Source organism: Leisingera sp. (genome assembly GCF_982940295.1).
This window is the reverse complement of sequence record NZ_CEYXRG010000006.1, coordinates 25,737-38,654: the sequence shown is the minus strand read 5'-3', so window position 1 is coordinate 38,654 and position 12,918 is coordinate 25,737. Positions and strand designations below refer to the sequence as shown.

Below are 12,918 nucleotides of genomic sequence, written 5' to 3'. Positions count from 1 at the left end.
TCCATTTTTTTGATCATAATCCAACGCGGCCTTGAGTTTGTCCATGAACTCGCAGGATTCTGCGGTCAGACAACCGGGCTTTGAATTTGATCAAATAATGGATACTACCGGATCAGATTAGGACGCAAGCGAAATTTTCTCCGCCGTTCCTGGGGCAGGTGTTTGTTCAGCCGTTTATTCACCAGGCCAAAAATGGCGATGATCACCAAGGTCAGCAGGATGAAGTAGAAGGCCAGGATCGGGTAGGGGATGAACGGGTTGAAGGTCTTGTCCGCGAAATAGCTGGCGTAGTAGAGCGCATCGCCCTGCTGCCGCCAGGCCGGAAAGCCGGTGAAGAACACCAGCGTGGTGGCGTGGAACAAGAAAATCGCCTCGTTGGTGTAGGCAGGCCAGGCCAGCCGCAGCATGGTCGGGAAGGTGATGCGGCGGAACCGGGTCCAGCCGGTCATGCCGTATGCATCCGCGGCCTCGATATCGCCCTTGGGGATCGACAGCAGCGCGCCATAGAAGATTTCACCCGAGTAGGCGGCGGTGTTGCAGAACAGTACGATCAGCGCCCCGAGCCAGGCCGAGGTAAACGGGTCGAAGAAGCTCGAAACGCTCTTGAGGCTCAGGAAGCATGCGTAGGCAAAGAAAAACTGGATGAACAGCGGGCTGCCGCGGAACACGAAGATGAACCACTCCGCCGGTTTGCGCCACAGCGGGTTGGGGCTGGATTTCCCGACCGCCAGGGCAACCGCCAGGAAAAAGCCGGTCATCAGCGCCAGCGCGCCGAAATAGACGTTCCAGATCAGGCCAGAGCCGATCAGGGTGAAATGCTCGCACAGGGTATACTCGCCGCGCGGCAGCAGCCGTTCGCCAAAACCCAAGGATCGGAAGGCATAGGCCTGGATGGTTTCAACGCAACTCATGCCGCTGCCTTTCTTTGTGCTTCGCCGCCCGCAGTGGCCTGGCCTTTTGTCAGGCGCTTCATGACCCGGTCCAGCAACACTTCGGACACTTTGGTGAAGCAAAGGTAGAACACCAGCAGCGCGGCAAAGTACCAGACATGCCAGTTCGGGTGCGGGTAGTCCGTGAAGCGTGCGGTCTTGGTGCCGCCCAGTTCACGGGCCCAGTAGACGATGTCCTCGACCCCCAGCAGGAACAGCAGCGGCGTGGACTTAATCAGCACCATCCACAGGTTCGACAGCCCCGGCAGCGCATAAACCCACATCTGCGGCACCAGGATGCGCCAGAACGCCTGGCGGGAGGTCATGCCATAGGCCTCGGCGGTTTCGATCTGGGCGCGCGGCACGGCCCGCATCGCGCCAAAAAGAACGTTGGCGGCAAAGGCTCCGAACACGATCGAGAAGGTCAGGACCGCCAGGAAGAAGCCGTAGGTTTCATGCACCCACTGCGGTGCGGTCGACAGCGGCAGCTTGGCCGCGTCGCAGACCACAAAGTCGATGCCCTGGCGGATCGGCTGATCCCAGTCCGGGCATTTCACCTTGTGGCGCATCCACTCGAACGCCTGGTCGAGCGCGATGACGAAGAACAGGAAAAACGCAATGTCCGGCACGCCGCGCACGATGCTGGTGTAGCCCTTGCCGAACCAGCGCAGCGGCGGGAATTTGGAGCGGGCAGCGCTGGCAGCGCCAAACCCGAAGAGCAGGGCAACCGGGGCAGTGATCGCCAGCAGGGTCAGAACCACAAAAACCGAGATATAGAGGTTCAGATGCTTGCCTGTGGTCAGGTAGCAGCTGAGCCAGCTCAGCCCTTCAAGCGTGGTCGGGTCCGTGCAATAGGAAAACATGTTGGTGCCTGTCTTTCTCCGGCCGTGCCCGGCAGCGTGCCTGCCGGAAGAGAATGAATGAGGCCCGCGCGCCGCGGCGGCGGGCCTGCAAGATCCTGTAAGAGGATCAGATTACCACTGGGAGGAAACTTCCCACTTGGCGATCAGCTCGTTCAGCGAGCCGTCGTCTTTCATCGACTGGATCGCCGCGTCGAACTTGCCGCGCAGCTCAGCATCCGATTCCCGGAAGCCCATGCCAACGCCGCCGCCGAGCGATTCGGATTTCTCCAGCATCACAAGATCGTCGCCGACCACGGTATCGAGGAAGCTCTTGTCGGCCAGAACCGCGTCCGCTTCGCCGTTGCGCACCGCTGCGACGGTTTCTTCCGGGGTGGCGAATTCGACCAGGGTCCAGCCTTGTTCAGCGATGAAAGCCGCCTGGATGGTGGTGGCCTGGGCGGCGATCACGCCGGATGCCAGGTCGACGTCAGCCGACTGGGCCACATAGGCGGACGGATCCGGCGGCGTGTAGGGCTGGGTGAAGTCAATGACCTCGTCCCGCTCGTCGGTGATCGACATGCCGGCGATGATGGTGTCGTAGTTGCCGGAGACCAGGTTCGGAATGATCGAATCCCAGTCGTTCTTCACCCACTCGCAGGTGAGTTCGGCGCGCTTGCACAGCTCGTCGCCCAGCTCGCGCTCGAAACCGTCGATCTCGCCGGCGTCATTGACGAAGTTCCAGGGCGCATAGGCGCCTTCGGTGCCCAGGCGCACTGTTTCCGCCAGGCCCATGCCCGCGGTCAGCGCCAGGGCGGCGGTGCCAAGGATCAGTGATTTCATGAGTTTACTCCCGTTTGGTTTGGTTTTTGGATTTATTAGTTATTGCTCAATGCGCGTGGCGCGTCGAGGACAGGAAGGCACGCAGCCGCTCAGAACGGGTGCCGCCGAATACTTCGTCCGGCGTGCCTTCCTCTTCGATCAGCCCCTGATGCAAAAAGACGACGTGGCTGGAGACATCGGCAGCCATTTTCATGTCGTGGGTCACGATCATCATGGTGCGGCCTTCGGCTGCCAGGTCCTTGATCACCTTGATCACTTCCTGTTCCAGCTCCGGATCCAGCGCGGAGGTGGGTTCATCGAACAGCAGCGCCTCAGGTTCCATGCAAAGCGCGCGGGCAATCGCGGCACGCTGCTGCTGGCCGCCCGACAGCTGGGCAGGGTAGACATCGCATTTGTCGCCAATGCCGACCTTGGTCAGGTAATAGCGGGCTTTCTCCTCCACTTCGGCCTTGTCGCGACCCAGCACCGTAACCGGCGCCTCCATCACGTTCTGCAATATGGTCATGTGGGCCCACAGGTTGAACTGCTGGAACACCATGCTCAGGTTGGTACGGATACGCAGGATCTGCTTGGCGTCGGAGGGGCGGCGGTTGAGCCCCTGGCCGGTCCACGTAACCGGTTCGCCCTTGAACAGAATCTCGCCCTCCTGGCTGTCCTCCAGCAGGTTGCAGCAGCGCAAAAGAGTAGACTTGCCAGACCCCGAAGACCCGATCAGCGAAACCACATCGCCCTTGTGGGCGGTGATATCCACGCCTTTGATCACTTCCAGCTCACCATAGGATTTGTGCAGGCCGCGGATTTGCAGAACAGGCGTTGTGTCGGTCAAGGTGTCTTTGTCCCTATGAGTGGAAATTCGTTCTTATTGGACCGAAAAAAAGACCGAATGCAACGTTCAAACCGCACAAGCTGGCACAGCAGGTGCCAAAATGACCGGTTGTGCTGCCATTTTGGAAAGGGCCGTTACGTCAGCTCCGCCGCGCGGATGCGCTGCCCGGTCAGCACCGGGCCTGGCGGTGTCGGCACTGCCAGGTAGTCGCTGGGAGCGATCTTCACCAGCCCCTTCAGATGCAGCAGGCTGCGGGTCTCCGGGTCCAGTCCGCGGATGGCGGATTCGATGGCGGAAAACAGCGCCTCGGCATCGCCTCCCAAGCTGGTGATATAGGGCAGGGCCGGGGTCGGATCCGTACGCTCGATCTCGGTCAGCCCGGCAGCGAAACCGTCGTGTTCGCGAACCATTTCCCAGGTCAGAGCGTCCAGGGCTGCAAAATCGGCGCGGCCCTCTGCCACGGCTTCGGCCGACAGCCGGTGGCCGCCGGTTTCCACCAGCGCGCCGGGCAGGATGCTGCGGTCGTGCAGATGCACCATCGGTGCTGCCCAGCCGGATTGTGACAGCGCTTCGTTGTAAGCAAAGCGGCGCCCGGCGAAGCTGCTGAGCGGCTGGCCTGCGTCCTCGGTGCGGGTAACAAAGACGCTGTTGTAATAACCGGGCGGGCAGCCGGGCAGGCCGTAATCCGGGGTGCCCACCAGTTCCACCTCGCCATAAAGCCGGGTGCGGTAGGGGCAGCCGCAGGTTTGCGACATAAGCAGATCTGGGGACTTCCAGACCTCCCAGAAATCGGCGCCGCGGGTCAGCTGTTCGGGTCCGCCGCCAAGATGATCGCGGATCGAGGCCCAGAACCGGTCGTTCGCCGCAGCGGTTTCCGGGCGGTCGTACATACCGAGATGTGCAATCATAAAGCGGCCTCTGCCCGTTTGCGCGCCTTTGCGCTGTCTACGTCCGATACTCCCAGCAGGCTGGCGGACAGCCGCAGGAGCGCGTCTTCGTTTGCATCGCGGTGCCCATCAGCCAGGGCCACCTGCCACAGCGCCTCAATGACACCGGTGCGGTCCTCATAGACCACCGCGTCCTTGATCGCGCGGGTGAAGCGGACGGTGTCGGGCGCCTCGGCCTCCATCGCCTCGGCCTGTTCGCGCAGGATCAGCGCGCCGCCAGTGTCCAGCCCGTAGCGGGCAGTCAGGATGCGGTCGATGCGGTCTTTCTCCACTTCGGAGTAATTGTGGTCGGAGCGTGCGATCCGAACCAGCAGCGCTGTCAGCGCCAGCCGCGCGCCCTCGTCATCCAGCGTGTCAGGTGCGGGTTCCAGCAGGCGGTTCAGAAGCTCCCGGAACATCAGCGCTCTCCAGCGGTGCTGGCGAGTTTCTCCTCGGCGCGTTCCCGTGCCTTCTGGCTGTCGGCATATGACAGGCCCATCGCCTTGCGCGCGTCCTCAACGATGGTGACCTCGCCCTCGTGGGCGCTGCCATCGGCCAGCACCACTTCCCACAGCGCATCGAGCGCGGCGAGGCGTTCCTCCAAGCCGGTTGTCTCGCGGATCAGCCGCCCGAAGGTGTCGGTCTCCGGTGCGGCGGCGTGGAGCTTTTCGCAAGTCGCGCGTACTTTGGCGGCTTCAATCGCGTTGTGCTGGTAGAGCCGCGCGAGGATACGGTCGATCAGGCTGATCTCCTCCAGCTGATAGTCGCGGTCGGATTGCGCCACCCGCACCAGCAGCGCCCCCAGCGCCAGTTCGGCATCCGGGTCGGGCAGGGCCGGCGGTTCGGACGGGCGGAAAGCTTGAAAGAATTTCTTAAGCAGGGGCATTCGGTGACCTCAGTCAGCTGCGCAGCGGGGCGCGGGATTATTCGCCGTAGCCTTCGATGATTTCCATATCACCGGCAGACACCGGATCACGCAAGGTCTTGGCGTCCTGGTAGGCCACTGAATCATAGCAGGCTTTTGCGGTTGCGAAATCCTTGAATTCAATCACCACGGTGCGCGACCGCATCTGCCCTTCGCGCACTTCCTTCTGGCCGCCGCGGATCAGGAACCTGGCGCCATGTTCGGCAAACACCGGCCCGTTAGCGCTGATGTAATCCTTGTAGCGTTCCGCGTCATCCACATCCACATGGGCCACCCAGTATCCTTTGGGCATGGGGTGAAGCCTCCCTTCTTTTTATGGTTGAGTGCAGGCTTATATAAAACGCTGACGAAAACAATGGGGCGGTTATTAAGAATTTCCCGGTTCAGCGGAATTTGCGGTTGTTTCAACGCGTTGCGCAATAAATGAAAACGCCCGCCGGATGGGGCGGGCGCTTCAAACATGATTAACGGATGGCTCAGCCGATCTCGGCCAGACGCGCCAGCGCTTCCTGGACCTTCGCTTCTTCCTCTTCGCGCGCGGCAAGGTTTTCGCGGGCTTCTGCCACAACCTCTTCCGGCGCCGAGGCCGCGAATTTCGGGTTGTTCAGCCGTCCGCGCAGGCCGCCCAGCTCCTTGGCCAATTTCCCCAAGGTCTTCTCCAGACGCGCCTTTTCGGCGTCCACGTCGATCACATCCGCCAGCGGCAGGCCGAAGGATGCACCAGGCGCCGCCACGCTTGCGCAACCTTTCGGGAAGCTCTCGACCTGTTCCAGCGAGGTGATGCGGGCCAGCTTCTGGATCATCGCCTCGTTCTTCTCCCAGGCCGCACGCGCCTGATCAGAGAATTCGGTCACCACCATCGGGATCTTGGCGCCTGCCGGCACGTGCATCTGCGCGCGGGTGGAGCGGATGTTTTCGATCGCGGTGATCACCCAGTTCATCTCGGCGTCAGCCTCGGCGTTGACCAGCTCGGTTCCGTATGTCGGCCAATCGGCATGCACCAGCATCTTCTCGCGCTTGGCGGTGTTGCCCCACAGCTCCTCGGTAATGAAGGGCATAATCGGGTGCAAGAGGATCATGCACTGATCCAGCACCCAGCCCAGGGTCTGGCGGGTCTCTGCGATCACCGCCTCATCCTCGGAGCCGAACAGGGGTTTCGAAAGCTCGATGTACCAGTCGCAGACCTTGCCCCAGACAAAGGCGTAAAGCGCATTGGCCGCGTCGTTGAACCGGTAGGCTTCCAGTGCTGCGTCGACTTCCACCCGCACCTTGGCGGTTTCACCGATGATCCACTGGTTCACCGCGGCTTTGGCATCCGGGCAGGTATAGGCAGGGACCTCGGGGTCATAGACCTTGTTGAAATGGGCGAAATTCACCGCATTCCACAGCTTGGTGCCAAAGTTCCGGTAGCCCTTCAGGCGCTCCATATCCAGCTTCAGCACGCCGCCCAGGGCCGCCATCGCCGCGGAGGAGAAACGCAGCGCGTCGGCGCCGAATTCCTCGATGATCTCCAGCGGGTCGACCACGTTGCCGGTGGATTTCGACATCTTCTTGCCCTTCGCGTCGCGCACCAGGCCATGCAGGTAGACGGTGTCAAAGGGGATGCGTTTCTTGACCGGCAGGTTCTCATCAAGAACCGCCAGCTGCATCATCATCATCCGGGCGACCCAGAAGAACAGGATGTCCTGACCGGTTACCAGGGTCGAGGTCGGGAAGTACTTCTCCATTTCCGGAGTGACGTCCGGCCAGCCCAGCGTGCCGATCGGCCACAGGCCGGAGGAGAACCAGGTGTCCAGCACGTCGGGGTCGCGGAACATCGGCACCTGCATCGGCCCGTCAAAGCTGCGGATGGCGCCTTCGTCCTGCACATCCATCAGCTTGACCTGTTCGGCAAGGATCTGCGCCGCTTCGTGGCGGTCGGCGACGATGCGGAATTCGGTGCCTTCGGCGGACTGAAGGCGGGCCTTTTCCAGCGCCTCTTCCTCGGTCGCAGCACAAATGGCGTACCAATCATCCTCGCCGGGGATGTACCAAACCGGGATCTGATGACCCCACCACAGCTGGCGCGAGATGCACCAGGGTTCGATGTTTTCCAGCCAGTGGTAATAGGTCTTCTCGCCGCTCTCCGGCAGGATCTTCACATCGCCGTTGCGCACAGCGTCCAGCGCCGGGCCGACAACCTTTTCCGCATCCACGAACCACTGGTCGGTCAGCATCGGCTCGATCACAACCTTGGAACGGTCGCCGAAGGGCTGCATGATCGGCTTGTTCTCGACGTAAGGCACCTGCACCTCAACGTCTTCGCCGGTCTCCGGATCGGTCTTGGTGACGGTATGCATGACCGCAAGGCCTTCGCTGGTGATCTGCTCGACCACCAGTTTGCGCGCCTCGAACCGGTCGAGGCCGCGCAGGTCGTCGGGCACCAGGTTGATGGCGTCGGCCTCATTCTCACTCAGGGTCTGTTCGCCCTTGGCCACCGCCATGGCGATGTCCGCAGCCTCGGCATAAGGCGCGCCGTCGTCGCGCATCTGCCCCTTGGTGTCCATCAGGCGGTACATCGGGATGCCGCCGCGCTTGGCGACCTGATAGTCGTTGAAGTCATGCGCGCCAGTGATCTTCACCGCGCCGGAGCCAAAGTCCTTGTCGGGGTATTCATCGGTGATGATCGGGATCAGGCGGCGGTGCTCCTTTGGGCCGACCGGGATTTCGCACAGCTTGCCGACGATGGGGGCATACCGCTCGTCGCTCGGATGCACCGCAACCGCGCCGTCGCCCAGCATGGTCTCGGGCCGGGTGGTGGCGATGGAGATATAGTCGCGCTCCTCCTCAAGGATGACGTTGCCGTCTTCATCCTTCTCCACATAGGTGTAGGTGGCGCCATTCGCGAGCGGGTATTTAAAGTGCCACATGTGGCCTGCCACTTCGATGTTCTCGACCTCAAGGTCGGAGATCGCGGTCTCGAAATGCGGGTCCCAGTTGACCAGCCGCTTGCCGCGGTAGATCAGGCCCTTGTTGTACATCTCCACAAACACCTTGATCACGGCATCGTGGAAGTTGGGGGAGTTTTCGTGGCCCACGCGGGTGTCGCCATGGGCGCCCGCCATGGTGAAGGCCGTGCGGGAGAAGTCGCAGGACGCGCCGAGGCGTTTCAGCTGCTCAACAATGGTGCCGCCGGATTTCTCTTTCCATTCCCAGACCTTCTCCAGGAATTTCTCGCGGCCCAGCTCGCGGCGCGAGGGCTGCTGGGTCTTGGCCAGCTCGCGCTCCACGACCATCTGGGTCGCGATCCCTGCGTGGTCGGTGCCCGGCTGCCAAAGGGTGTCGAACCCCTGCATCCGCTTCCAGCGGATCAGGATGTCCTGCAGGGTGTTGTTGAAGGCATGGCCCATGTGCAGCACGCCGGTCACGTTCGGCGGCGGGATCATGATGCAGTAGGCGGAGGCCTCCGGCTTGGCATTTGCGCCTGCCTTGAAACAGCCGGCTTCTTCCCAGGCCTTGTAAAGTCGGCTTTCGGCTTCGGCCGCATTAAATGTCTTTTCCATCGCCATGCGCTTGGTCCTGCGTGCGTATCAATTTCGGGTCGCGCTATCCCTTACCGAAAGGGGCGGCAAAGGGAAAGTCCCAGAGGCACCGGAGCAGGCCGGCAGGCCGCGGGGCGCTGCATAAATCGAATTTTATGGAACCAGAGGCGGGCGGGCGCGTTTCTCCACCACTGTGCGCCACGCGGTCCAGCGGGCGCGCACCGGTCTTCAAGGCGTGCCGCAGCGGCGGCGCGGTCAAAGACGCCCGGCCCTTGCTGACGCGCATTCCGCGGTACGGGCCGGGCGCACGATTTCCAGGATCGCGCTCAGGGTGGCTGACGGGTTCAGCCCGTGTTCCAGATCTTGCGCCGGCGCTCCTTGACCATTTCGTTGCCCTCTTCGGTGCCGTCATGGAAGGTGTTAAACCACTCATCCCAAGGCGTTTCCCAGGTGCCGTAGTTGCAGTCAAAAAACCGGTGGTGCAGCTGGTGGAAAAAGTCGCCCACCAGGAATTTGGCCTTGTTGCCGAATTTCACATGCTCGAACCCTGCATGGGACGTCGGGGCGCCTATGCCGTGGTGGAACAGCAGGAAGATCGCGTGCACCGGGTGCGACGGCAGCAGGAAAAAGATCATGGTGTCGAACATCAGAAAGAAGCTCTCCACCGGGTGCATCGCCAGGCCGGACCAAGGGCCGGTGTTGATGTTGCGGTGATGCCAGGCGTGCACCTTGGTATAGAGCGCGCCAACATGCAGCAGCCGGTGCAGCCAGTAGAAGTGGAAGCCTGCCCAGATCGGGATGAAGACGGTCATGATCGTGAACCAGACCGGATTGCTCTCCAGCGTGATCATCGTCACCCAGCCGTTGGCATAGGCATACAGGATGAAGCTCTCCCAGAAGGTCCAGAAGGTGAGTGCCGGGCCTAGTGTCCAGAACATGTTGTCCCAGACCTGGTTCTTGAAGGTGAAGACCTTGGCGCCCTTCATCATCGGGCGCATGTCATAGCGGTATTCATCCTGTTGGGTGCGGAACTTCCACAAGGCAAGATGCAGGCCGCCGGCCACCACCATCAGGATACAGAAGTTGCGCAGCCAGATCTCGAACACCCAGTCCCAGCTGAATGTCGCGATGCGGTCCAGCGCGGGGGTGAGATACGCCCAGGTGATGATGGCAAACACCAGCAGCAGTGCCCGCAGCGCCAGCGGGTTCCAGCTTTGCAGCAGGTATTTGATTGAGGCTAATGGCTTCATCGGCCAATCCCAATAGGGGGAGGTCTGGATCGGCAGCTGGGGAGTGAAGTTCCAGATCTTGCGTTTGGGGCGCGGGGCGTTGGCGGGACCTGTCATATCGCGTCTCTTATGTGGGTGGTGGAAGTGCGGCTGCCGCCGCGGGGTTTGTTGGCTGCCGGAAACCCTAGGCGGCGGGCGGAAAATCCCAGCACGGTATGTCTTGCCGGTTAGGCTAAGTTCTGCTTAGCCTGCCTGCATGGCGACCCGGATCCCCTCTCTCAACTGGCTGCGCGTGTTCGAAGCGGCGGCGCGAACCGAGAGCTTTGCCCGCGCAGCGGCGCAGCTGAACATGTCGGCCGCCGCCGTCAGCCAGCAGGTGAAGGCGCTGGAGACGCAGCTGGGCACGCCGCTGTTTCACCGCCACGCCCATGCGGTGACGCTGACGGAGGCGGGGCGGGCCTATTTGCCCTCGGTGCAGCAGTCGCTGTTGATGCTGGAAACCGCCACCACCGGCCTGTTCGGGGAGAGCCGCGAGCAGCGGCTGTTTGTGCAGTCTGTGCTGCTCTTTGCGCATGGGGTGCTGGCGCGGGCTCTGCCGCAGTTCCAGGCAGCGCACCCGCAGGTCAGCCTAGCGCTCAGCACCGGAAATATGGCGGCGGATTTTGCCAACCAGTTCACCGATCTGCAGATTGTCTTTGGCAACCCGTCACTGTTCGGCACCGAGGGGGACGAACTGCTGCGCGAGGTGCTCTATCCGGTTGCGCCGCCGGAGATTGCCGCGCTGATCCAATCCCCGCAGGATTTGTTCCGCTTTCCACTGATAGAGGTGTCCACCCACCGCGCCAGTTGGATACAGGTGTTTGAGCATCTGCGGCTCTCCCACGGGCAGGCACGCTATTTCTTTGCCGATAACTCGCTGATGGCGGCCGAATTGTCTGCGCAGGGGATGGGGATTGCGCTGGCGAGGGCGCCTGCCTCTGACGCGGTGGCCGCCGCCAGCGGGCTGGTGCGCTGTCTGCCGGATGTCGAAGTGCCGGGGCAGGAGGCCTATCACCTGATCTACCCGGACCGGGGCGCCATGCGTCCCGCTGCCAAGCTGTTCCGGGACTGGCTGCTGGACTACGTGCGGACCGTTTGATCCTTATTGCCCGGTGCGGTCCAGCTTGGTCGCCAGATGGATCAGGCTTTCGGAAGAGCGCACCCCGCGGGCTTCCGCGATCTTGTCGATGGTTTCATCAAGTTCCGCGGTGCTTTGCGCCACCACCTGCGCCAGCAGATCAAAGCGGCCGGAGGTTGTATGCACCACCTCAACCCCCGGCAGCTTGCGCAGCCGGGCCAGCACCTCGGGACCGGAGCGCGGTTCGATTGACATCAGCACTGTCGCCTGCAGCGGCGGCCGCGCGGCGGCAGAGGACTTGAGCGTGTAGCCGGTGATCACCCCAGTGGCCTCCAGCCGCTCGATCCGGGCCTGCACGGTGGTGCGGGCCAGGCCGAGCGTGCGGGCAATCTCGGCCATCGGGCGGCGGGCGTTCTCCCGCAGCAGGGTGATAAGGCGCTGGTCTGTGCCGTCGGTTTGCATGTTTTTCCTGCGATATGACGAAAGTATTCGTCACTATATGCAGAGTGACGAGCGGAATCGACGGAAAATTCGCGGAAAATATGCAAAACGAATGAGGGTTACACGATGCAGCAGATTCCCCCGCTATGGCTTTCGCCTGAATCCCACCTGGCCCGCAGCGCGCCGGATCATCCGATCCTGTATTTCTCGCCGCGCGTTTTGCACGAGGTGGCGCGGCGGTTCAGCCAGGGGTTTCCGGGGCTGGTAACCTACGCGGTGAAAGCAAATCCGCACCCGGCGGTTCTGTCCAATCTGGTGGCGGCGGGAATCACCGCGTTTGACGTGGCCTCGCCCGCAGAGATGGAAGCGGTGCGTGCGGCCAGCCCCGATGCGGTCATGCACTACAACAACCCGATGCGGTCGAAGGCTGAAATTGCCGCGGGGATCGAACATGGCGTCGACAGCTGGTCGGTGGATGAGCTGAGCGAGCTGGAGAAACTGGACGCGGTGCCGCGCTCCTGCGAGATCGCGGTGCGCTTTGCGCTGCCAGTGGCGGGGGCGGCCTATGATTTCGGCAGCAAGTTCGGCGCCGCGCCGGAGGAGGCCGTGGAACTGCTGAAGCAGGTCGCGGCCAAGGGCTGGACACCCGCCTTGTGCTTCCACCCGGGCACCCAATGCGAAGATGAGATGGCTTGGGTCGAATACGTCCATGCGGCCAAACGGATCGTCGATACGGCGGGTGTGCGGATTGCGCGGCTGAACGTGGGCGGCGGTTTTGCTGCCAACCGTGACGGTGTGGCGCCGGATCTGGAAAAGGTCTTTGCCGCCATCGGAAAGGCGGCGGATCAGGCGTTTCGCGCGGACAAGCCCACGCTGATCTGCGAGCCGGGCCGGGCGATGGTCTCCGAAAGCTTCACCCTGGCCGCCCGCATCAAGGGGATGCGTAAGGACGGTGCGGTGGTCTTCCTGAATGACGGCATCTATGGCGGGCTGGTCGACATCCGCGACATGGGCCTGCCGGGCCGGGTGGAGGTCGTCGCCTCAGACGGCACCCACCGCGGCGGCGTCCGCAAGCCGCGGGTGGTGTTCGGCCCGACCTGCGACAGCCTGGACCGGCTGCCGGACGGGCTGCCGCTGCCTTGCGATTGCGTCGCGGGGGACTATGTGCTGTTTCCGGGGCTGGGCGCCTATTCTTCCGCCATGAGCACGCAATTCAACGGCTATGGGCTGTCTGACGTGGCGACGGTGATCGAGCTGGCTGGACAAGCGGCCCGCTGACAGTAGTCTCGCCCCCGCAACAGCAGCCAGCGCGGACAGGGGGC

The 12,918-nt window shown here is 62.5% G+C and carries 13 protein-coding genes; 2 read left to right on the top strand and 11 right to left on the bottom strand.

The genetic code is table 11. The features are described from left to right. Nucleotides 1-104: 104 nt before the first annotated feature. The 10 genes from AC4HIX_RS07415 to AC4HIX_RS07370 all read right to left on the bottom strand — a co-directional run bounded on the left by AC4HIX_RS07415 (nucleotide 105) and on the right by AC4HIX_RS07370 (nucleotide 10,155). Entirely contained in the window at nucleotides 105-911 is an 807-nt protein-coding gene (locus tag AC4HIX_RS07415) for an ABC transporter permease (protein WP_475051150.1), read from the bottom strand. Beyond that, nucleotides 908-1,792, bottom strand: coding sequence for an ABC transporter permease (locus tag AC4HIX_RS07410; protein ID WP_490398504.1), 885 nt, complete (start codon nucleotides 1,790-1,792; stop codon nucleotides 908-910). The genes AC4HIX_RS07415 and AC4HIX_RS07410 overlap by 4 nt, the downstream gene beginning before the upstream one ends. 111 nt (nucleotides 1,793-1,903) lie before the next feature. Further along, the gene (locus AC4HIX_RS07405; RefSeq protein WP_490398503.1) at nucleotides 1,904-2,611 is read right to left on the bottom strand and encodes a transporter substrate-binding domain-containing protein; all 708 of its coding nucleotides are present in this window, start codon (nucleotides 2,609-2,611) and stop codon (nucleotides 1,904-1,906) included. A gap of 46 nt (nucleotides 2,612-2,657) precedes the next feature. Next, nucleotides 2,658-3,437, bottom strand: coding sequence for an ABC transporter ATP-binding protein (locus AC4HIX_RS07400; RefSeq protein WP_475051155.1), 780 nt, complete (start codon nucleotides 3,435-3,437; stop codon nucleotides 2,658-2,660). A gap of 134 nt (nucleotides 3,438-3,571) precedes the next feature. Beyond that, on the bottom strand, nucleotides 3,572-4,345 hold the full coding sequence (locus AC4HIX_RS07395; protein ID WP_490398502.1) for a phosphate/phosphite/phosphonate ABC transporter substrate-binding protein: 774 nt from the start codon (nucleotides 4,343-4,345) through the stop codon (nucleotides 3,572-3,574). Continuing rightward, complete coding sequence (locus AC4HIX_RS07390) at nucleotides 4,342-4,782, bottom strand: tellurite resistance TerB family protein (RefSeq protein ID WP_475051159.1); 441 nt, start codon at nucleotides 4,780-4,782, stop codon at nucleotides 4,342-4,344. Before AC4HIX_RS07390 ends, AC4HIX_RS07395 begins: the two co-directional genes overlap by 4 nt. Beyond that, entirely contained in the window at nucleotides 4,782-5,243 is a 462-nt protein-coding gene (locus AC4HIX_RS07385) for a tellurite resistance TerB family protein (protein ID WP_490398634.1), read from the bottom strand. Before AC4HIX_RS07385 ends, AC4HIX_RS07390 begins: the two co-directional genes overlap by 1 nt. Before the next feature lie 43 nt (nucleotides 5,244-5,286). Next, nucleotides 5,287-5,580 carry a DUF1330 domain-containing protein gene (locus AC4HIX_RS07380; RefSeq protein ID WP_490398501.1) on the bottom strand — a complete coding sequence of 98 codons (294 nt, stop codon included), beginning with the start codon at nucleotides 5,578-5,580 and terminating at the stop codon, nucleotides 5,287-5,289. A 184-nt stretch (nucleotides 5,581-5,764) separates the two neighbouring features. After that, nucleotides 5,765-8,836: a valine--tRNA ligase gene (locus tag AC4HIX_RS07375; RefSeq protein WP_490398500.1), complete on the bottom strand. Its 3,072-nt coding sequence runs from the start codon at nucleotides 8,834-8,836 to the stop codon at nucleotides 5,765-5,767. Nucleotides 8,837-9,153: 317 nt separating this feature from the next. Continuing rightward, nucleotides 9,154-10,155, bottom strand: coding sequence for a sterol desaturase family protein (locus tag AC4HIX_RS07370; protein WP_490398499.1), 1,002 nt, complete (start codon nucleotides 10,153-10,155; stop codon nucleotides 9,154-9,156). A gap of 139 nt (nucleotides 10,156-10,294) precedes the next feature. Between AC4HIX_RS07370 and AC4HIX_RS07365 the strand changes: the two genes are divergently transcribed. Next, nucleotides 10,295-11,176, top strand: a complete 882-nt coding sequence (locus AC4HIX_RS07365; protein ID WP_490398498.1) for a LysR substrate-binding domain-containing protein — start codon at nucleotides 10,295-10,297, stop codon at nucleotides 11,174-11,176. A 3-nt stretch (nucleotides 11,177-11,179) separates the two neighbouring features. On the opposite strand, the gene AC4HIX_RS07360 is transcribed toward AC4HIX_RS07365, so the two are convergent. Beyond that, nucleotides 11,180-11,617, bottom strand: a complete 438-nt coding sequence (locus AC4HIX_RS07360; RefSeq protein WP_490398497.1) for an Lrp/AsnC family transcriptional regulator — start codon at nucleotides 11,615-11,617, stop codon at nucleotides 11,180-11,182. Nucleotides 11,618-11,722: 105 nt separating this feature from the next. Between AC4HIX_RS07360 and AC4HIX_RS07355 the strand changes: the two genes are divergently transcribed. Continuing rightward, nucleotides 11,723-12,874: a type III PLP-dependent enzyme gene (locus AC4HIX_RS07355; protein WP_490398496.1), complete on the top strand. Its 1,152-nt coding sequence runs from the start codon at nucleotides 11,723-11,725 to the stop codon at nucleotides 12,872-12,874. Nucleotides 12,875-12,918 lie beyond the last annotated feature (44 nt).